The sequence below is a fragment of the Croceibacterium xixiisoli genome (genome assembly GCF_009827305.1).
In the GTDB taxonomy this organism is placed as follows: domain Bacteria; phylum Pseudomonadota; class Alphaproteobacteria; order Sphingomonadales; family Sphingomonadaceae; genus Croceibacterium_C; species Croceibacterium_C xixiisoli.
The window spans coordinates 805419-824649 of the sequence record NZ_WTYJ01000001.1 but is presented as its reverse complement, the minus strand read 5'-3'; the positions used below and the strand labels follow the sequence as shown (position 1 = coordinate 824649).

Here is a 19231-nt window from a genome sequence, read left to right as displayed (position 1 = left end):
AGGGCCCGCTCGCATCCCGCCGCCAGCCAAACTTCGCTGCATCCGCTGGAACGATCGCGCGGCTGAGCCGCTGAAACAGCCATGCGCTTCATCCGCCTCCCTTGGGGAACGATCATTGTCCTGGGTCTGCTGGCGGCGGGGCTGTTTGCCGGCAACAACTGGCTGAAACAGCATCCGCAGCACAGCCCCTGGGCCCCCTTAGACCTGCGCGATCCGCCCGGCATGGCCACGGCCAGCAAGCTGGCGGCGATAAAGTCGGACCCGGCGGCATGCCAGGCGACGCTGGAACGCAGCGGCATCGCCTTCACCGCTCTGCCTGACGCGGGGGAGGGAGAATGCCGCCGCAGCGCCCGCACGGTACTGGACCCCGCAGAGGACAGCGCTGCCCTCTACCCCAATTCCCCGGCCACCACCTGCGCCGTCGCCGCCGGATATCAGCTGTGGCTGCAACACGGCCTGCAACCCGCCGCCCGCCAGCTGCTGGGATCGGAGATCGCAACCATCGAGCATCTGGGCGCCTACAACTGCCGCCGGATCGGTGGCGGGCAGACCGGCCGCTGGAGCGAACACGCCACCGGCAACGCCATCGACATTGCCGCCTTCGTCCTGGAAGACGGCCGCCGCATCAGCGTGCTGAGAGACTGGGAAGACGGCAGCGAAAAGGGCATCTTCCTCCGCCAGGCCAGAGACGAAGCCTGCCGCGCCTTCGGCACCGTCCTCTCCCCCGAATACAACGCCGCCCACCGCGATCACTTCCACCTGGACCAGGCCGAGCGCGGTTTCGGCGGAGTGTGCCGGTGAGCGGAATTCCTCATGCCCGATCACGCGTCTCGCGCGTTGCTGAGCGGGTTTGGACTGAAGCAAAGGACCGCACATGACCACCAGAACGATCGAAGATCTCGCGAAGAAGATGAAGGACATCGATTTCGCGATGCTTGCCACCCACACCAAAGGCGGCGCCATCGGATCGCGGCCGATGAGCAACAATCGGGAGGTCGACTATGACGGCGACGCCTGGTTCTTCACCGACGACACCGCGCTGATGGTGGATGACATTGCCGCCGATCCCAAGGTCAACCTCAGCTATCAGGGCAGCTCCGGCATTCTGGGCCAGCGGCCCTTCTTCCTGGCCGTGGAAGGCGAAGCCGCACTGATCCGCGACAAGAGCCTGTTCGCCGAACATTGGACCAAGGGCCTGGAACGCTGGTGGCCGGACGGCATCGACACCCCGGGCCTGGTGCTGATCAAGGTCCACGGCAACCGCGTGCATTACTGGGATGGCGAGGATGAGGGCGAAATCGACCTGAGCCCGACCAAAACCCAGGCCTGATCGCCCATCAGGCGGGCGGCCGGACCAACAGGCCCGGCCCCCGCCGCAGCCAATCCCGCAAAACAGAGCGGCGACCCGATTGCATCGGATCGCCGCTCTGTTTCATTCTGTTTTCCAAGATTTCCGAAACAGCAGATGACCCCACCTGCCAGGAAATCGCCCTAGATGCTGGCAGTATCCGCCTCGACACCCGCGCCCGGCTGAGCCCGCGCCCCGGTCGGCAGCGGAGCATTGTCCGTCGCGCTCGCGCCCTCGGTCGCTTCGCCGGTCACTTCTGCAACCTGCTCATCCACACCATCCTTCGCGCCTTCCTTGGCCGCCTCCGAAACCGACTGTTCGAACAATCGCTTCAGCACCAGCCCGACGGCAAAGGTCACACTGGCGGTAACAACCGCGCGCACGGCGGTTTCCTTGAGCGATCGGACAAACGCCTTGCGCTGCTGCCGCCCACTCTGCCCGGCGATGACATCCGCCACGCGTTCTCTGCTGCCCCTCATATGGTTACCTCATGATTTTGAAGAGTGTCATTTGGGCAATGCGTGAGGGCGCGAGAGGTGCCGGGGTTTTTGTGGAACCAGCAAAGAGGCAGATATCACGACCTTCATAATGCAAATTGGCGTCTCGAAAGAAATGGCATGCAGAGCCGACACGCGCGCGAGGCTGTGAAATATCCGGGCTGGGTCTGGTACTTTAGCCCTCGTCAATTTAGTGTCCGCTCATGCAGGACGGGCCTCGATGATCAACAAAAAATTGCTGAGCGAACGCGATATTTGCACGAAGTTTATAACGCCCGCTGTGAAAAAAGCTGGCTGGGATGAAATGCTGCAAATCAGGGAAGAGGTCAGCTTTACGAAAGGCCGCATAATCGTACGTGGCAAAATGGTCAGCCGCGGCAAGGGCAAACGGGCTGACTATGTGCTCTATTGCAAACCGAACATTCCACTGGCGTTGATTGAAGCCAAAGACAACAGTCAGCCCATGGGCGCAGGTATGCAGCAGGCGTTGGAATACGCCGAAACCCTCGACATCCCATTCGTGTTCACATCAAATGGCGACGGATTTGTGTTCCATGACCGCACGGGCATGAGCGATGCGCGCGAAATCTCATTAGCCCTAGATGCATTTCCCTCGCCAGACGCGTTATGGCAGCGATACGCCGCGTGGAAGGAACTGACGCCAGAAGGCGAAAAGATTGTTCTCGAAGACTATTATGATGATGGTAGCGGTAAGCAGCCGCGCTATTATCAGGTGAGTGCCGTCAACGCGGCGCTCGAAGCTATCGCCGCAGGTCAGAACCGGGTTTTACTGGTTATGGCGACTGGCACCGGCAAGACCTACACGGCGTTCCAGATCATCTGGCGCTTATGGAAGGGTGGGCACAAGAAGCGCATCCTTTTTCTTGCCGACCGCAACGTGTTGGTCGATCAGACGATGGCCAACGACTTCCGTCCTTTCGGACCAGCCATGGCTAAGCTGTCCACCAATGCGAAAACAATCGAACGCGATGATGGTACAGGGGGCGAACTGCCTATCGCCATGGACAAGAAACGGCGGGTTGATACCGCTTACGAAATATACCTTGGGCTGTATCAGGCCATCACGGGTCCAGAGGAACGGCAAAAACTGTTCAAGGAGTTCTCGCCCAGTTTCTTCGATCTCATCGTTATCGACGAGTGCCACCGAGGCAGCGCAGCCGAGGACAGCGCTTGGCGCGAAATCCTTGAGCATTTCTCCGAAGCCACTCAGATCGGCCTAACGGCGACGCCAAAGGAAACCAAATACGCGTCCAACATCCACTACTTCGGCGAACCGGTTTATAGCTACACCTTGAAGGAAGGTATTCGCGACGGCTTCCTTGCGCCTTACAAGGTCATCAAGATCCATTTGGATCGTGACATCCAAGGTTATCGCCCAGAGGTAGGGCAGCTTGATCGCCAAGGCAACAAGGTCAAGGATCGCGTTTACAATACATGGGATTTTGACCGGTCGCTGGTGCTGGATAACCGCACTGCATTGGTCGCGCGCAAAGTTACCGAATTTCTGAAAGAAAGCGGTGACCGCTACCAGAAGACAATCGTGTTCTGCGTCGATCAGGAACATGCAGCACGCATGCGGCAGGCGTTGATCAACGCAAATGCTGACCTCGTGGCCGAAAATTCTCGTTATGTCATGCGGATCACCGGCAACGACCCCGAAGGTCAGGCACAATTGGGCAACTTCATCGACCCCGAAAGTCGCTATCCAGTCTTGGTTACAACGTCGCGGCTGCTGTCCACCGGCGTTGACGCCCAGACTTGCCGCCTGATCGTGCTAGACCGCGATGTCGGCTCCATGACCGAGTTCAAGCAGATCGTGGGGCGCGGCACTAGAGTGCATGAAGACACCCGCAAGTTCTTCTTCACTCTCATGGACTTTCGCGGCGCGACAAACCACTTCGCCGACCCTGATTTTGATGGCAAACCTGAACAGATATATGAGCCGGGAGAAGACGATCCTGTCACACCCCCTGATGATGCTGCTCTTTCGAGCGACGACGACACCGACAATCCCGTTGTCCCAGGCGATGGCGAAACTATCATCGACGGTGGCTATAATCCTGACATCACAATCACGGATGGCGACGACAAGAACGGCAAGGTCTATGTCGATGGCGTGACCGTGCAAATCGTAGCCGAGCGGGTCGAATATCTTGATGAGAGTGGCAGGCTCGTTACCGAAAGCCTGCGTGACTTCACCAAAAAGGCGCTGCGTAAGCACTTTTCTAGCCTGGATGAATTCCTTACCCGGTGGAATGGTGCCGAACGCAAACAGGCGCTGGTCGATGAAATATCAGCGGAAGGCCTCGCGCTCGATGTCATCGCAGATGAACTCGGCAAAGACCTCGATCCGTTCGATCTAATTTGCCACATCGCCTTTGATCGCAAGCCGCTGACCCGGCGCGAGCGAGCGGAGAATGTGCAGAAACGCGATGTTTTCGCCAAATATGGCGAGCAGGCCCGCGCCGTGTTGCGCGCCCTGCTCGACAAGTATGCCGACGAGGGGGTGCTTAATCTTGACGATACCAACGTCCTGCGCATCCCGCCGCTGAACACGCTCGGCACCCCGGTCCAACTCATCAAGGCTTTCGGGGGCAAAGCCGGCTTTGAAGATGCCGTCCACGCCTTACAAAACGAACTTTATCAGGAAGTTGCTTAATCAATGTCGGTTCGCACTCTCGTCAAATCCATTCAAGACATTATGCGCAAGGACAGCGGCGTCGATGGTGACGCCCAGCGTATCAGCCAGCTCTGCTGGCTTTTCTTCCTGAAAATCATCGACGATCAGGATCAGGAATTGGAATTGATGCGCGACGGCTATCAGTCGCCGGTTCCCGACCAGTTCCAGTGGCGCAATTGGGCGGCCGATCCCGAAGGCCTGACTGGCGAGGCGCTGCTCGCCTTCATCAACGAGGAACTGTTCCCGGCGATGAAGGGCCTCAAGCCCACCGGCCACCCCGGAGACCGCCGCCGCGTGGTGCGCGACGTGTTCGAGGATGCCTACAACTACATGAAATCCGGCCAGCTTCTCCGGCAGGTGGTCAACAAGATCAACGACATCGACTTCAATAATCTGTCCGAGCGCCAGCACTTCGGCGACGTTTACGAGCGGCTTCTCAACGACCTGCAATCCGCCGGCAACGCGGGTGAATACTATACCCCCCGCGCCGTCACAGCCTTCATGGTGGACCGCATTGACCCGAAGCCGGGCGAGATCATCTTCGACCCTTCCTGTGGCACCGGCGGCTTCCTGACCTGCGCGATGAAGCACATGCGCGACCGCTACGTGAAGCGGCCCGAGGACGAGGCGCTGATGCAGCAATCGCTGCGCGCGGTGGAAAAGAAGCCGCTCCCACACATGCTCTGCGTCACCAACATGCTGCTCCATGGCGTAGAAGACCCAAGTTTCGTGCGGCACGACAACACGCTGGCCCGACCCTACATATCGTGGGAGCAGAAGGACCGCGTCGATGTAATCCTCACCAACCCGCCCTTCGGCGGCAAGGAAGAAGACGGCATCGAAAGCAACTTCCCCCAGCATTTCCGCACGCGCGAGACGGCGGACCTATTCCTGGCCCTGTTCATCCGTTTGCTGCGTAAGGGCGGCGTGGCCGCTATCGTCTTGCCTGATGGCAGCCTGTTCGGCGAAGGCGTAAAAACCCGGCTGAAGGAGGCGCTGCTCGAAGAGTGCAACCTCCACACGATCGTTCGCCTGCCCAACTCGGTGTTCAAGCCCTACGCCTCGATCGGCACCAACCTGCTGTTTTTCGAGAAGGGCGAGCCGACCAAGGACATCTGGTTCTACGAACATCAGGTGCCAGCAGGGCAGAAAGCCTATTCGATGACCAAGCCAATCCGGAAGGAGCATTTCGCCTCTTGCGTGGCATGGTGGGGCGGACCTGAGCGCGAGGGCCGTGAAGAAGGGCCACAGGCATGGAAGGTCAGCGCCGACAAGGTGAAGTCGCGCGGCTACAATCTCGATTTCAAGAACCCGCATAGCGAGGAAGCCGATCACGGCGATCCGACGGAGTTGCTGGCAAAGCTGGATCAGGTCGAAGCCAAGGCGGCAGACCTGCGCGCGCAACTGCAAGCCATTCTGGCCGAGGCGCTGGCCCGATGAACGCTGCCCTATTGCTGGAACATTATGCGCGTATTGCCGACGCGCCCAATGCCTTTGCCCGTTTGCGCCAGTTCGTTCTGGACTTGGCCGTGCGTGGCAAGCTGGTGGACCAAGATGCCCGGGATGAACCGGCGTCGGAATTATTGAAGCGAATTGCGGCTGAGAGGTCGCGGTTGGTGAAGGCTGGAGAAATCAGAAAACCTAAGCCACTTCCAGCCGTTGACGACCCTTTGTTTGACCTTCCCTTCAACTGGGCGTGGGTGCCCATTCGTGAAATCACCAGCGACCGGGGTCAAGCCATACCGGGCGCGCCGTTCACCTACATTGATGTCACCGCGATCAACAAAGAGGCTGGCGTCGTTGCAAAGCCAAAGGTTATTGCATCGGCTGACGCGCCAAGTCGGGCACGAAAGATCACGCAAAAGGGCGACGTCATCTATTCATGCGTCAGGCCCTACCTTCTGAACGTGGCGGTGATCGAACAGGACTTTGATCCTGCCCCCATCGCAAGCACGGCTTTCGCAATCTTGAACGGCTATGGGATGGTGCTGCCGCGCTACATTTGGATCGTTCTTCGCACCCCATTCATGATCGAATGTGTGGAGGCAACGCAACGCGGTCAGGCATATCCTGCCATCAACGATGCCGATTTCGCGGTCCTTCCGTTTCCGCTGCCACCACTTGCCGAACAGCACCGCATCGTCGCCAAGGTCGATGAGTTGATGGCCCTGTGCGATCAGCTTGAGGCGGCGCGGGCAGAGCGCGAGGCGGCGCGTGACACATTCACCCTGTCCACCTTGGCCAAACTCAACGCCCCCGATCCCGAAGCCTTTGGACAAGACGTCCGCTTCGCGCTGGCCAACCTCCCCACACTCACCACCCGCCCCGACCAGATCAAGCAACTGCGCCAAACCATCCTCAACCTCGCCGTGCGCGGCAAACTGGTCGAGCAGGACCCTAGCGAAAGCCCAATTGAAATCCGCAGTGTCAATGCCGAGGCGAAAGCTCCTTTTGATTTGCCCACATCATGGCGATGGGCTGAGTTTTCGGACGTAGCCACTTTCGAAAACGGCGATCGAAGCAGCAAATACCCCAATCGATCCGATTACGTGTCATCCGGTGTTCCGTGGATCAACACTGGGCATATCCAACCGGATGGAACGCTTTCGCCAGCCAGCATGCACTACATCACAGAGAAGAAATTTACCTCTCTCGGTGGCGGCAAGATCATTCCTGGCGATCTCGTATACTGCCTGCGCGGCGCCACGTTTGGGAAGACCGCATTCATAGAACCGTTCGATAGGGGTGCGATTGCTTCGTCCCTCATGATAATCCGGCCGGGACGATCCGTTGATCGACGGTTCGTCTATTTCTATTTGATTTCACCGTTTGGACGTAAGCAGCTGCGACGCTTTGACAACGGCACTGCGCAGCCGAACCTCTCATCAAGCAACGTTAAGCGCTATCTTGTTCCGCTGCCCCCGCTTGCCGAACAGCACCGCATCGTCGTCAAGGTCGATGAGTTGATGGCCGTGTGCGATGGGCTCGAAGCCAGCCTCGCCACGGGCGAACAAACCCGCTCCCGCTTGCTGGAAGCCGTCCTGCACAACGCCTTGGAGCCTGCCTGACCATGCCAGTCCGCCGCCGTGGCAACAAACTTGAGCGTTGGGAAATAGCCCTCATCAAGGCCATGGTGTCGGACGGGCGATGGCCGAACGATCAAGACATTCTCGCCTATTTCACTCGACCGACGCGCTCGATCAATCATCGCGCAATCGGAGAAATCCGCAGCAATGCCAAGCACGCGGCTATCAAGGCCGCGACTGCCGACGAGCTTGAAGCCTTCGTCGCATCGTGGCCGGAAGTGGACCCGGAAACAGGCCTCAGCCTTCGCGGTGACGAATTGCTAATCAAGGCGCGGGAAGCGATGATCAGTGCCGTCCACACATTCAACAGCGCGGGCCTGACTTTCCGAGCCGAACTGTTCATCGTCACTGCCGTGATCGCATGGACCTACCTCATGCACGCTTGGTTCAAGCGAGAAGGGATCGACTATCGTCACACCAAGAACGTGAATGGCGAAAAGGTCGTCGTGAAAACGCCGAGCGGCGCGGAGAAATATTGGGAACTGGGGCAGTGCCTGAAACACGCCCGCTCTCCGATCGAGCAAGGAGCAAAGGACAATCTGAACCTGCTGCTGGAAATCCGGCACGAGATCGAACATCGCTCTACGAGCCGCATTGACGATGCGCTGAGCGCAAAGCTGCAAGCCTGCTGCATCAACTTCAACGACTCCATAAAGAGTATGTTCGGTGCGCAATACGCGCTTGAACGTCGCCTGCCCATCGCACTGCAATTCGTGACTTTCAGCCCGGATCAGCGCGCGATCCTGAAAAAGGCCGGCACGCTGCCGCGTCATGTCGAAACCACCATGGACAATTTCGAACAGAAGTTGACACCGGAGCAGCAGGCCGACCCTCGGTTCGCCTTCCGGATTTTCATGGTTCACAAGACCGCCAACCGTGCGCCTGGCGCTGATCTTGCTGTGGAGATCGTGCCGCCGGGATCAGACGTCGACCAAAAATTCAATATGGCGCTGAAAGAGGTCGAGAAAAGGAAATACCTCCCCACCGCCATTGTGCAGGCCATGAAAGACGAGGATTTTGATGCCTTCACGATGGATAGCCACACCAAACTCTGGAAGCGTCTAGGCGCGAAAGACCCAGCCAAGGGCTACGGCGCTATTGCCGTTGGCAATCAATGGTGTTGGTACGACACATGGCTGAACCGCGTGCGGGAGGAATGTCAGCAGCATCCAGAGCGATACAAGACTGCTCAAGCTGCCGCTGGTGATGTGCTCTGACTCAGCCGGTCGGCAGCTTCCCGAGGAACCGGACATTCACCACGTTTGGAGCGAGCAACCATCCTGGTTACAAGCAGCCATTTGCCTCACCAAAGACAGCATCCACTTTGCCTTACAAGCATTCCTAGAGCTAACGTTCCGGATTCTGCAACAAACCTGCCGTCAATTCTTGCCCACTCTCACAACACCACCCCCTCGCCCACCGCCCCACGCCATGCTAATCCGCTCACATGAAACCATCTCGTCGCCAGCCCCTCCGCCGCGTCTGGGCCGCCGCCCTGCCGCTTTCCGCTTTGATGCTCGCCGCGTGTGCCGGCGCAGGTGGGGCGTCTTCAGGCGCAGGTGGGGCGCGCCCAGGCGTGGCTTCGGCGGCCTCGCAGGTGGCGCCCGAAACGCGCCCCGCGCCGCTGGCGGATCTGGTTGCGGCGGTCGATATTCCCTACGAAACCTTCACCCTGCCCAATGGGCTGACCACCATCGTCCATACCGATCGCAAGAGCCCGGTGGTGGGTGTGACCGTCTATTACCGGGTCGGTTCCAAGCATGAACCGCGCGGGCGCACCGGCTTTGCCCATCTGTTCGAACATCTGATGTTCGGCGGTTCGGAGAATGTCGAGAATTTCGATATTCCCCTAGAATCAGCGGGTTCCACCAGCACCAATGGTTCCACCTGGTATGATCGCACCAATTATGTGGAAACCGTGCCCACCGGCGCGCTGGATCTGGCGCTGTTCATGGAAAGCGATCGCATGGGCTATCTGCTCGGCGCCGTGACGCAGGACAAGCTGGATAAGCAGCGCGGGGTCGTCCAGAATGAAAAGCGGCAGGGCGACAACCAGCCCTATGGCCTGTCCGAATATCTGGTGGCCGATGGGCTGCTGCCGGTTGGCCACCCCTATCGCCATTCCACCATCGGTTCGATGGCCGATCTGGATGCGGCCAGCCTTTCCGATGTCCGCCAATGGTTTACGGACAATTACGGGCCCAACAATGTGGTGCTGGCGCTGGCCGGCGATATCGATGCCGCCACCGCCCGCCCGATCGTGGAACGCTGGTTCGGGGCCATCCCGCGCGGGCCGGAGATTGCACGGCTGGAGGCCGCGCCCGTCACCCTGGCCGCCAGCGCGCGACAGGAAGTGACCGATCAGGTGCCCGTCGCCCTGGTGCAGCGGAACTGGACCGGGCCGGGCATGACCGATCCCGATGCGGTGCCGCTGGCCGTGGGGCTGCATATCCTGGGCGGGCTCGCATCATCCCGCCTGGACAATGTGCTGGTCCGTGATGAGCAGCTGGCCGTGGCGGTTTCCGCGTCTTCTCAACAGCATGAGCAGCTCAGTTTCCTGCAGGCGGTGATGCAGGTGAAGCCGGGCGTGGATCAGGCGCTGGCCGAACGGCGGCTGGGCGAGGTGATCGACCAGCTGATCAAGGACGGCCCCACCGCCGATGAAATCGCCCGCGCCTCTGCCCAGCTGGTCTCCAGCCAGATCGGCGCGCTGGAACAGGTCGGCGGCTTCGGCGGCAAGGGCGCGACCCTGGCCGAAGGGCTGATCTACACCGGCGATCCGGCGCATTACCGCAATGAATTGCAGCAGCTGACCTCGCTCACCCCGACGCAGGTGCAGGGCGCGCTGCAACGCTGGCTCAGCCGCCCGTCCTATACGCTGGCCGTGGTGCCGGGCGACCGCACGCTGGACGGCGGCAAGCTGGGCGGCTGGGGCGATGAGGATACCACCCCCGCCCCGGCACCCGATGCCAAGGCCCCCGTGGCCGTCACCCGCACCGGTGCCCCGCGCACCGCGCCGGAGGTGGCGCCCGTCGGTACGCTCGCCTTCCCGGCGGTGGAACATGCGCGCCTTTCCAATGGGATGCAGGTCACGCTGGCCCGCCGCACGGCCATTCCCAAGGTGTCGATCGCGCTCAATTTCGATGCAGGCACCGCCGCCGATGGCGCAGCTCGTGCTGGCACCCAGTCGCTGATGATGGAGGCGCTGGAAGAAGGCACCACCACGCGCGACGCGGTGCAGATTGCCGAAGAACAAGAACGGCTGGGCGCCTCGCTCGGCACCGGAACGGGCACCGATTCCAGCAGCGTATCGCTGTCGGCGCTGGTGGCCAATCTCACCCCCTCGCTGGCGCTGATGGCCGATGTCACGCGCAACCCGGCCTTTGCCGAGGACGAGGTGGCGCGGCTGAAGGATCAGCGGCTGGCCGAGATTTCGCAGGAACAGGCCGACCCCTCCGGCATTGCCGGGCGCGCGATTGCGCCGCTGCTCTATGGCCCGAACCACCCCTATGGCAGCGTGGGCGCATCGGGCACCGCCGCCGTCGTCAGCGCGCTGACGCCCGCCGCGCTGCGCGCAGAGCATGATCGCTGGCTGCGGCCGGACAATGCCCGCTTCACCGTGGTTGGCGATGTCACCATGGATCAGCTGCTGCCCGCACTGGAGGCGACCTTCGGCGACTGGCGCGCGCCCGCCAGCCCGGCCCCGACCAAGGATCTGGCCGCCGCCATTCCAGCCGGCACCACCAGGCTGGTGGTGATCGACCGGCCCAACAGCCCGCAGAGCGTGCTGGTGCTGGGCCGCGTGCTGCCGCTGCAGGGCACGCAGCAGAATGTCGAACCGCTCGATCTGGCCAATGAGATCATCGGCAGCGGCTTCCTGTCGCGGCTGAACATGGATCTGCGCGAAGACAAGGGCTGGACCTATGGCATCCGCAGCAGCCTTTCCGGTGTGACCGGGCCGCGCAGCTTCACCGTGATGACGCCGGTCCAGTCTGACCGGACGGCGGATTCGATCCGGCTGATCCTGGATACCATGGCCGCCTTCCCGGCACAGAAGGGCGTGGATGCGGGCGAATTGCAGCGGGTGACGGATGGCAATATCCGCGGCCTGCCCAACAGTTTCCAGACCAATGGCCAAGTGCTGGGCGCGCTGCTGCGCAACCAGCAGGTGGGCCGCAGCGACGATTATTACAGCCGCCTGCCGGAAATCTATCGCGGCATCGATGCCAAGGCGATCAACGCTGCTGCCACCGAATATCTGCAGCCCGGCGGCATGGTGATCGTGGTGGTGGGCGACCGCAAGCAGATCGACAGCCAGCTGGGCGCGCTGAACCTGCCGATCGAATACCGCAACGCGGCGGAGCAGTAAGGCCGGACAGAAAGGGCAGATTTCAGACTGCCCCGAAGCGCCCCCGGTTCATCTCTCCAGCCGCGCGGTCCTTGCGCCGTGCGCTAGCCTGTCAGGGCGCAACTGATGGGAGAGATCGCACGTGCAAGCCTATGACATCGACACCGGCCCCTGGCGCACGGGCCATGCCGAACTGGGCCCGGATCGGACGGAGGATGGCTGGTGCTTCGGTCTGCCGCCGGGCATCACGCCCGAACAATGGCCGCTCGACCCCGTCACCGGCTATCCGCTGGTCCATGGCTTCACCCTGCTGCTTCCCGAAGATTACCGGGTTCACGGGCCTGATATCGCCGCTGTGTCCTTCTTCGCCACACCCGCCGATGGCAATGATGGCGGCGCGGATGCGTGGAACGCGGCCGTTGCGGCGCTGATCGAACAGCCGGGCGACACGCCACCCGCCGACGCCGCACTGCACCCCTGGTGGAACCGCGCCCGTGCCGTGCACCCGCGCACCCATCGCATGCGCGACATCCTCGATTATGCCTATGCCGCGATCCTGCTGACCCGCGCCGAGTATGATGGCCCGCTGTGCCGCCCGCCTGAACCGATCGCCGATCCCGCCCACGCCGATGTCACCCCGCCAGAATGGATCGCGCAAGGCAGCGCCGCCGCGTTCGAGCGGTTCAGCGGCCTCAGCGATTTCAACGACACGCCGGATCCCTTCCTGATCCACCGCCCGCTGCGTCTGATCGCGCGCGCGGAAGATCCCAATGCCGGCATCGCGCCGCAGGAAACCTGGGATAACAAGCCGGCGGAAAACGGCTATGTCTCCCCCTTCTTCACCGATGCAGACGGGCAATGGCACGACCAGCCCTGGCGCAAGGATCATGGATCGAACCATCTGGGCGGCACGATGATGCCGATCCAGGCGGTACCCGAATTCAGCCCGTTCTATATCGAATTCGAAGAACCGTTCGGCGGCTACAATTTCGGCGGCGGCAATGCGCAGCTCGATTTCCGCGACATGAAATTCGACTGGGCCTGCGGGTAGGAGCGATGAGGATGATGGGCAAGACGCTGCCGAAACTGTGCGTGATGGCCGCCGTGCTGGCCGCGCCGCCGGCGCTGGTACAGGCGCAGGATCAGGCGGAAGCGATGGAGCTGGCGATTGCCAAGGCAACGCTGGCCAAGGATGATTTCACCGGCGAGACGGTGCTGGATCTGGAACTGGAAGAGCGATCCGTGGCGGATTTCGCCCGCATCACCACCGACAATATCGGCCGCGCCCTGGCGCTGAAGGTGAACGGCCAGACGCTGACGCGCCCGACCATCAATGCACCGATCACCAGCGGGCAGATCCGGATTTCGCCGGGAATGGACCCGGATCAGCCCGATCTGGCCACGGTGGTGGAAGAACTGCAGGCCGATGGCGCGGTAATCACGGTCGAGGTTCAGCCGCGCGAAACGGATGAGGGCGCGGCGGAAGCGCCGAGCCGCAACATCCCCTCGCCTTAGCCCAGCTTGGCCTTCAGCACTTCGTTGACGACCTGCGGATTGGCCTTGCCCTGCATCGCCTTCATGGTCTGGCCGACGAAGAAGCCGAACAGCGCTTCCTTGCCGCCGCGGTATTGTTCGACCTTGTCGGCATTGTTGGCCAGGATGGTATCGACCGCCGCTTCGATGGCGCCGCTGTCGCTTTCCTGCTTCAGCCCTTCGCGATCGACGATCAGGGTCGGGGCGTCGCCGGTGGCGATCATGGTTTCGAGCACCTGCTTGGAGATCGAGCCGGAAATCGTGCCCTTGCCCACCAGGGCCAGCAGTTCGGCGCCCGCAGCGGCGCTGACCGGGCTGTTTTCCAGATCGTGCCCGGCCTTGTTCAGCGCGCCGAACAGGTCCGAGATCAGCCAGTTGGCGGCCTGCTTGGCGACGTCGGCTTCCGGCTTGCCCTGGGCGCTGGCGGTTTCGGCCAGCAGGGTTTCAAACCAGCGGGCGGTTTCCACCTCTGCCGTGAGAACGGCGGCGTTGTAGGCGCTCAGCCCCAGATCGCCGATGTAACGCTTGCGCTTGGCATCGGGCAGTTCGGGCAGGCTGGCGCGGCATTCGTCGATGAAGCTGTCATCGAGTTCGAGCGGCAGCAAATCGGGATCGGGGAAATAGCGGTAATCATGCGCGTCTTCCTTCGAGCGCATGGACCGCGTGGTGCCCGTGCCCGGATCGAACAGGCGCGTTTCCTGCACCACCGTTCCGCCAGCTTCGAGCAGTTCGACCTGGCGCACGGCTTCGTGTTCGATCGTCTGCATGACGAAGCGCACCGAATTGACGTTCTTGGTTTCGGTACGGGTGCCGAATTCATCGCCCGGGCGGCGCACGCTGACGTTCACGTCGGCGCGCATCGATCCTTCTTCCATATTGCCGTCGCAGCTGCCGACGTAACGCAGGATCGCGCGCAGCTTGCGCACATAGGCGCCTGCTTCTGCGGGGGAGCGCATGTCGGGCCGGCTGACGATTTCCATCAGCGCCACGCCCGAACGGTTGAGATCGACATAGGATTTGGCCGGGTGCTGATCATGCATCAGCTTGCCCGCATCCTGTTCGACATGGATGCGTTCGACGCCGATCACCTTGTCTTCCGGGATGCCGGCCTTTTCATCGGCATCGATCAGCAGCGATCCTTCACCCACCAGCGGATGGTAGAGCTGGCTGATCTGATAGCCCTGCGGCAAATCGGCATAGAAGTAGTTCTTGCGATCGAACCGGCTCCATTTGTTGATCTGCGCATCGATCGCCATGCCGGTGCGCACGGCCTGGCGGATGCATTCACGGTTCGGCACCGGCAGCATGCCGGGCATGGCCGCATCGATCAGGCTGACCTGCGAATTGGGTTCGGCGCCAAAGGCCGTCGCCGCGCCGGAGAACAGCTTGGCATTGCTGGTGACCTGCGCGTGAACTTCGAGGCCGATCACGACCTCCCACTCACCCGTTGCGCCCTGGATCCGGTAATTGCTCATATCACTGTTCAACCTGAAAACATGCAGCCTGCCCGGAAACCTTCGGGCAGGCCAAAATCAACGAAGCGCGGTTACCACCACTTGTCCGGCTTGGCCGAGAAACCGGCGCGTTGCTCGATCGCCAGGCCGGCATTGAGCACGCCCTGTTCGTCCAGCGCGCGGCCGATGATCTGCAGCCCCAGCGGCAGGCCCTGGCTGTTGAGCCCGGCCGGCACCGACATCGCCGGCAGGCCCGCGAGCGAGGCGGGGACGGAGAACACGTCGTTCAGATACATCGCCAGCGGATCATCCTGATTTTCCCCCAGGGCGAAGGCCGCGGTCGGCGTGGTCGGCGCCAGGATCACATCACACTGTTCGAATGCCTGGGCAAAATCGCGCGCAATCAGCGCACGGACCTTCATCGCCTGGGTGTAATAGGCGTCGTAGAAGCCGGCGGAGAGCACATAGGTGCCGAGCAGGATGCGGCGCCGTACCTCTGCGCCGAAACCGGCGGCCCGGGTGGCGGCGTACATCTCCTGCAGATTGGCGCCCTGCGGCAGATCACGCAGGCCGTAGCGCACGCCGTCATAGCGGGCCAGATTGCTCGATGCTTCGGCAGGGGCGACGATGTAATAGGCGGGCAGCGCAGCCTTGGTGTGCGGCAGGCTGATATCCACCACCTCTGCCCCGGCATCCTTCAACCAGGCGATGCCATCGTCCCAGCTCTTGAGGATTTCAGCATCGGTGCCGTCCATCCGGTATTCGCGCGGAATGCCGACTTTCTTGCCGCGCAGATCGGCATTGAGCGCGGCCGACCAATCGGGAACCGGCAGATCGAGGCTGGTCGAATCCTTGGGATCGAAACCGGCCATGGATTCCAGCATGATCGCGCAATCGGTGACATCATGCGCCATCGGCCCAGCCTGATCGAGCGAGCTGGCGAAGGCGACGATGCCCCAGCGGCTGCAGCGGCCATAGGTCGGCTTGATGCCGGAAATGCCGGTGAAGGCCGCTGGCTGGCGGATGGAGCCGCCGGTGTCGGTGCCGGTTGCCGCAGGGCAAAGCCGGGCCGCGACGGCGGCGCTGCTGCCGCCAGACGATCCGCCCGGGGCCAGCGCGGCGGTGTCACCGCCGGCACGCCGCCAGGGGGAGATCACATTACCGAAATGGCTGGTTTCATTGGACGAACCCATCGCGAACTGATCGAGATTGAGCTTGCCCAGCATGCCCGCGCCGGCATCCCACAGCTTCTGGCTGACGGTGCTTTCATATTCCGGGCGGAACCCTTCCAGAATATGGCTGGCCGCCGTGGTCTGCACACCGCGCGTGGCGAACAGATCCTTCATGCCGATCGGCACGCCGGCCATCTTGCCCAGCGGTTTGCCCGCCGCGCGATCCGCATCGACCTTGTCGGCCGCAGCCAGCGCCGCATCGGGCGTGGTGACGATGAAGGCGTTGAGATCGGCCGCAGCCGCCACATTGGCGTTGAAGGCTTCGGCCACTTCGCGCGCGCTGAAGGCGCCATCGGCCACACCGTCGCGCAGGGCCTTCACGCCCAGTTCGGTGATATCGGTCATTATTCAATCACCTTGGGAACAGCGAAGAAACCATGTTCGGCATCGGGCGCATTGGCCAGCACCCGATCGCGAATGCCGCCACCGGTAAGCGGATCGGCATTCACCTGGTCGGCGCGCAGGCGCAGCGCCTGCGGCATGACCGCCGTCATCGGTTCGACGCCCGATGTATCGACCTCGCCAAGCTGTTCGACCCAGTCCAGGATCGAGTTGAATTCGGGCACCATCCGGTCGAGCTCCTGCTCGTCCATGCTGATGCGCGCCAATTTGGCGATTTTCGCCACGGTTTCGCGGGTTACAGACATGCAGCGGCGTTAGCGGCGCAGGCAATGCGCTTCAAGCTAATCGATGGGCTGGCCTACCGGTTTCCCGTCCATGAAGACATAGCGTTTTTCCATCGTGCGGATTTCCACGCTGGACCCGGGCCGCAGAACCGGCCGAGGTTCGGCGGTTTCTGCCACATCGACCGCCGGCGGCCGGGCAGGCTGGCCGGCATCAAAAGGCAGTTCGATGATCTGGTAACTGGCCCCCTCAACCATGGCGGCGCGGCGAGCGCCCTCTGCATTCATGCCCAGATCGATGAAGCGGCAATAGGTGGTGCACTGCCAATTGTTGTCCTGCAGATAGGCCATGGCCTGGCGCCGGAGCGCGGGATCGGCCGGCTGCACATCGAAATTGTAATCCGCTTCCGTACGGATCGGTTGCGATCCATCATAGGAATAGGGTCGCGTGCCCTGTTCCAGCGCCAGCTTCGCCATTTCCGCCGTGCGGCCGGTGCCTTCCGACAGTTGCTTCAGGGCGCGGCGGCCGGATTCACCGAAATCCCAGCGCAAGGCGGAATAGTCGAAATTTTCTGCACTCACCTCGCCGGCGCGGAGGCGGGACAGCTGATCGCGCGTCGACAGCGCGCCGAAATCCAGCACCGGCAGGGCCAGCAGCAGGGCGATGGCGCAACTGGCAAGAGCCAGTCGGAAATTGGCGGTGCGCAGCGCACGTGCCCAATTGGCGCGGCCACCCCGCGCGGCGGCAAACCAATAGGCGGCGCCATAGAGACAGGCGATGGCAATCGCGACGGCAGCCCAGAGGCGCGAAGGAGCAAGGCCATATTGGCCGATGCGCAGCCCCATGGACACCGCAGCAAACACCGCAAGGGGCAGGATAACCACAACCAGCACCACGGCAGTCACCCGCATCACGCGTGAGCGGCTGATCGTCGCCTCATCATCGCGGATGATGGCGTTGACCAGCAGCATGGCACCCGCAGCGCAGGACAGCAGCACCGGGGTGGCATTGCTGGTCGCCCGCCACAGCACATCGGGGCCCGAAACGAGCGTCGCCAGCAGGAAAATCGCCAGCCCGGCGGCCAATGGCACCGCCAGCAGCGACAGCACCAGCATGACCACCGACTGCAGCGTGCCGAGCACTTTCTGCTGATTGCGCAGCGTCCCCAGCGCAGCCCCGAAGGCGACACCCGAAAACGTCCAGCCGAACCAGCCCTTGCGCATGAGATCGTTCAGCAATGTGATCTTCAGCAGATCGAACAATTCTCCGAGCAGCGCCAGCACCAGCCACGCGATACCGGTGAACACGAGCGCACCCGCGCTGCTGATCGTGTCGGCCCAGGCATGATAATGGACATCGGAATAGGGTGTGGCCAGCCGGCGACGCAGGACATTGGCCTGAAACAGCGGCACCGCGAGCACGCAGGCGATCACACCGGCGGCAAAGCCATATTCCTCGTCAGGCAAGGTTTCGCCATACCGTACCGCGCGCCAAGCCAAACCGGCCATGACCAGGCCGAGCACCAGGGCAAAGAGCGCCTCTTCCCGCCAGCGCAGCTGATCGATAGTCAATGCAGCAGCCAGCGATCCGAACAGGACGAAGGCGGCAGCGGCAGCGCGCCAGGGCACGTCATGGCCCGAATCGGTCAGCGCGTGAATGACAAGCCCGGCTGCGCCCAGCAGCACCGCCACAAACCAGGGCCCCAGGGGCCAATCCGTCTGTCGCATGCTGGCGGCATGCGACAGATCGGCCGCCTCTGCCGTTGTCACGGGTTGGGCGGCCGTTTCATTCATCGGATCAAGGAACCATCGGGGCCGGCGGCGCACCGTCCGGACCGGCCGGGGCAGCGCCCGGAACGCCACCCGGTGCGCCCTGCTGCTGCTGTTGAGCCTGCTGCATCATCTGCTGCATGGCCATGAAGCGCTGCTGCGCTTCCTGTTCGGACATGAAATCGACCAACTCGATTTCGAAGGTCAGATCGCTGTTCGGCGGAATCGGACCCTGCTGCTGATCGCCATAGGCCTTGTCTGCCGGAAGATAGGCGATGTATTTCCCGCCCTTCTGCATCTTCAGCAAAGCCTCCTTAAAACCAGGGATCATCTGGCCCAGTTGCATGGGCGTTCCTGCGGGCAGAATTCCAGGCACCGGCAGCGGGAGATCCTGCGATTGATCGAACACCGTACCATCGTCCAGCTTGCCGACATAATGAACGAAGACGACATCGGTTTCCGTCGGCGACGGACCGGTGCCCGCCGTCAGCGTTTCCACCGTGACGCCGCGCGGCAAGACGAACCAGGCGGCGGCGGCGGCGAGTAGCAGCACGATCACCACGCCCGCCCACAGTTTCGTCAGCGAGCCCTTGGCCACGGGCTGCAAGGGAACGCGGGTAATTTCTGCCATGAAGTGTC

The 19231-nt window shown here is 62.1% G+C and carries 15 protein-coding genes; 9 read left to right on the top strand and 6 right to left on the bottom strand.

Features of this window, described 5'->3' with window-relative positions; genetic code table 11:
• Positions 1-81 precede the first annotated feature (81 nt).
• Both GRI97_RS03930 and GRI97_RS03925 read left to right on the top strand, forming a co-directional pair.
• Positions 82-801, top strand: coding sequence for an extensin-like domain-containing protein (locus GRI97_RS03930; protein WP_161389800.1), 720 nt, complete (start codon positions 82-84; stop codon positions 799-801).
• A gap of 73 nt (positions 802-874) precedes the next feature.
• Positions 875-1330: a pyridoxamine 5'-phosphate oxidase family protein gene (locus tag GRI97_RS03925; protein ID WP_161389799.1), complete on the top strand. Its 456-nt coding sequence runs from the start codon at positions 875-877 to the stop codon at positions 1328-1330.
• Positions 1331-1491: 161 nt separating this feature from the next.
• Here GRI97_RS03925 and GRI97_RS18540 read toward each other — a convergent pair whose 3' ends face one another.
• On the bottom strand, positions 1492-1827 hold the full coding sequence (locus GRI97_RS18540; protein ID WP_235917597.1) for a hypothetical protein: 336 nt from the start codon (positions 1825-1827) through the stop codon (positions 1492-1494).
• A gap of 238 nt (positions 1828-2065) precedes the next feature.
• On the opposite strand from GRI97_RS18540, the gene hsdR reads away from it, so the two are divergent.
• The 7 genes from hsdR (at position 2066) to GRI97_RS03885 (ending at position 13495) form a co-directional block, all read left to right on the top strand.
• Complete coding sequence (gene hsdR, locus GRI97_RS03915; RefSeq protein ID WP_202392567.1) at positions 2066-4525, top strand: EcoAI/FtnUII family type I restriction enzme subunit R; 2460 nt, start codon at positions 2066-2068, stop codon at positions 4523-4525.
• Positions 4526-4528: 3 nt separating this feature from the next.
• Positions 4529-5986, top strand: coding sequence for a type I restriction-modification system subunit M (locus tag GRI97_RS03910; RefSeq protein ID WP_161389798.1), 1458 nt, complete (start codon positions 4529-4531; stop codon positions 5984-5986).
• On the top strand, positions 5983-7614 hold the full coding sequence (locus tag GRI97_RS03905; RefSeq protein WP_161389797.1) for a restriction endonuclease subunit S: 1632 nt from the start codon (positions 5983-5985) through the stop codon (positions 7612-7614). Before GRI97_RS03910 ends, GRI97_RS03905 begins: the two co-directional genes overlap by 4 nt.
• Before the next feature lie 2 nt (positions 7615-7616).
• Complete coding sequence (locus GRI97_RS03900) at positions 7617-8849, top strand: DUF3644 domain-containing protein (RefSeq protein WP_161389796.1); 1233 nt, start codon at positions 7617-7619, stop codon at positions 8847-8849.
• Positions 8850-9208: 359 nt separating this feature from the next.
• Positions 9209-12001 carry a M16 family metallopeptidase gene (locus GRI97_RS03895; protein WP_328598492.1) on the top strand — a complete coding sequence of 931 codons (2793 nt, stop codon included), beginning with the start codon at positions 9209-9211 and terminating at the stop codon, positions 11999-12001.
• A gap of 121 nt (positions 12002-12122) precedes the next feature.
• A complete protein-coding gene (locus GRI97_RS03890) occupies positions 12123-13031 on the top strand; it encodes a hypothetical protein (RefSeq protein ID WP_161389794.1) in 909 nt (302 codons plus the stop codon).
• An 11-nt stretch (positions 13032-13042) separates the two neighbouring features.
• Entirely contained in the window at positions 13043-13495 is a 453-nt protein-coding gene (locus GRI97_RS03885) for a SecDF P1 head subdomain-containing protein (protein ID WP_161389793.1), read from the top strand.
• Here GRI97_RS03885 and gatB read toward each other — a convergent pair.
• The 5 genes from gatB to GRI97_RS03860 form a co-directional block, all read right to left on the bottom strand.
• Positions 13492-14988, bottom strand: a complete 1497-nt coding sequence (gatB, locus tag GRI97_RS03880; RefSeq protein ID WP_161389792.1) for an Asp-tRNA(Asn)/Glu-tRNA(Gln) amidotransferase subunit GatB — start codon at positions 14986-14988, stop codon at positions 13492-13494. The two genes, GRI97_RS03885 and gatB, sit on opposite strands and share 4 nt — an antisense overlap.
• Before the next feature lie 71 nt (positions 14989-15059).
• A complete protein-coding gene (gene gatA, locus GRI97_RS03875) occupies positions 15060-16544 on the bottom strand; it encodes an Asp-tRNA(Asn)/Glu-tRNA(Gln) amidotransferase subunit GatA (protein ID WP_161389791.1) in 1485 nt (494 codons plus the stop codon).
• Positions 16544-16846: an Asp-tRNA(Asn)/Glu-tRNA(Gln) amidotransferase subunit GatC gene (gene gatC / locus GRI97_RS03870; RefSeq protein WP_161389790.1), complete on the bottom strand. Its 303-nt coding sequence runs from the start codon at positions 16844-16846 to the stop codon at positions 16544-16546. The genes gatA and gatC overlap by 1 nt, the downstream gene beginning before the upstream one ends.
• 36 nt (positions 16847-16882) lie before the next feature.
• Entirely contained in the window at positions 16883-18616 is a 1734-nt protein-coding gene (locus tag GRI97_RS03865) for a DUF4153 domain-containing protein (RefSeq protein ID WP_161389789.1), read from the bottom strand.
• A 4-nt stretch (positions 18617-18620) separates the two neighbouring features.
• Positions 18621-19223, bottom strand: coding sequence for an FKBP-type peptidyl-prolyl cis-trans isomerase (locus GRI97_RS03860; protein ID WP_161389788.1), 603 nt, complete (start codon positions 19221-19223; stop codon positions 18621-18623).
• Between the last annotated feature and the right edge of the window lie 8 nt (positions 19224-19231).

Excerpts from the sequence above, each read along its gene's own strand:
- GRI97_RS03930 (WP_161389800.1), top strand. The coding sequence starts at position 82 with ATGCGCTTCATCCGCCTCCCTTGGGGAACGATCATTGTCCTGGGTCTG.
- GRI97_RS03925 (WP_161389799.1), top strand. The coding sequence starts at position 875 with ATGACCACCAGAACGATCGAAGATCTCGCGAAGAAGATGAAGGACATC.
- GRI97_RS18540 (WP_235917597.1), bottom strand. The coding sequence starts at position 1,827 with ATGAGGGGCAGCAGAGAACGCGTGGCGGATGTCATCGCCGGGCAGAGT.
- hsdR (WP_202392567.1), top strand. The coding sequence starts at position 2,066 with ATGATCAACAAAAAATTGCTGAGCGAACGCGATATTTGCACGAAGTTT.
- GRI97_RS03910 (WP_161389798.1), top strand. The coding sequence starts at position 4,529 with ATGTCGGTTCGCACTCTCGTCAAATCCATTCAAGACATTATGCGCAAG.
- GRI97_RS03905 (WP_161389797.1), top strand. The coding sequence starts at position 5,983 with ATGAACGCTGCCCTATTGCTGGAACATTATGCGCGTATTGCCGACGCG.
- GRI97_RS03900 (WP_161389796.1), top strand. The coding sequence starts at position 7,617 with ATGCCAGTCCGCCGCCGTGGCAACAAACTTGAGCGTTGGGAAATAGCC.
- GRI97_RS03885 (WP_161389793.1), top strand. The coding sequence starts at position 13,043 with ATGATGGGCAAGACGCTGCCGAAACTGTGCGTGATGGCCGCCGTGCTG.
- gatB (WP_161389792.1), bottom strand. The coding sequence starts at position 14,988 with ATGAGCAATTACCGGATCCAGGGCGCAACGGGTGAGTGGGAGGTCGTG.
- gatA (WP_161389791.1), bottom strand. The coding sequence starts at position 16,544 with ATGACCGATATCACCGAACTGGGCGTGAAGGCCCTGCGCGACGGTGTG.
- gatC (WP_161389790.1), bottom strand. The coding sequence starts at position 16,846 with ATGTCTGTAACCCGCGAAACCGTGGCGAAAATCGCCAAATTGGCGCGC.
- GRI97_RS03865 (WP_161389789.1), bottom strand. The coding sequence starts at position 18,616 with ATGAATGAAACGGCCGCCCAACCCGTGACAACGGCAGAGGCGGCCGAT.
- GRI97_RS03860 (WP_161389788.1), bottom strand. The coding sequence starts at position 19,223 with ATGGCAGAAATTACCCGCGTTCCCTTGCAGCCCGTGGCCAAGGGCTCG.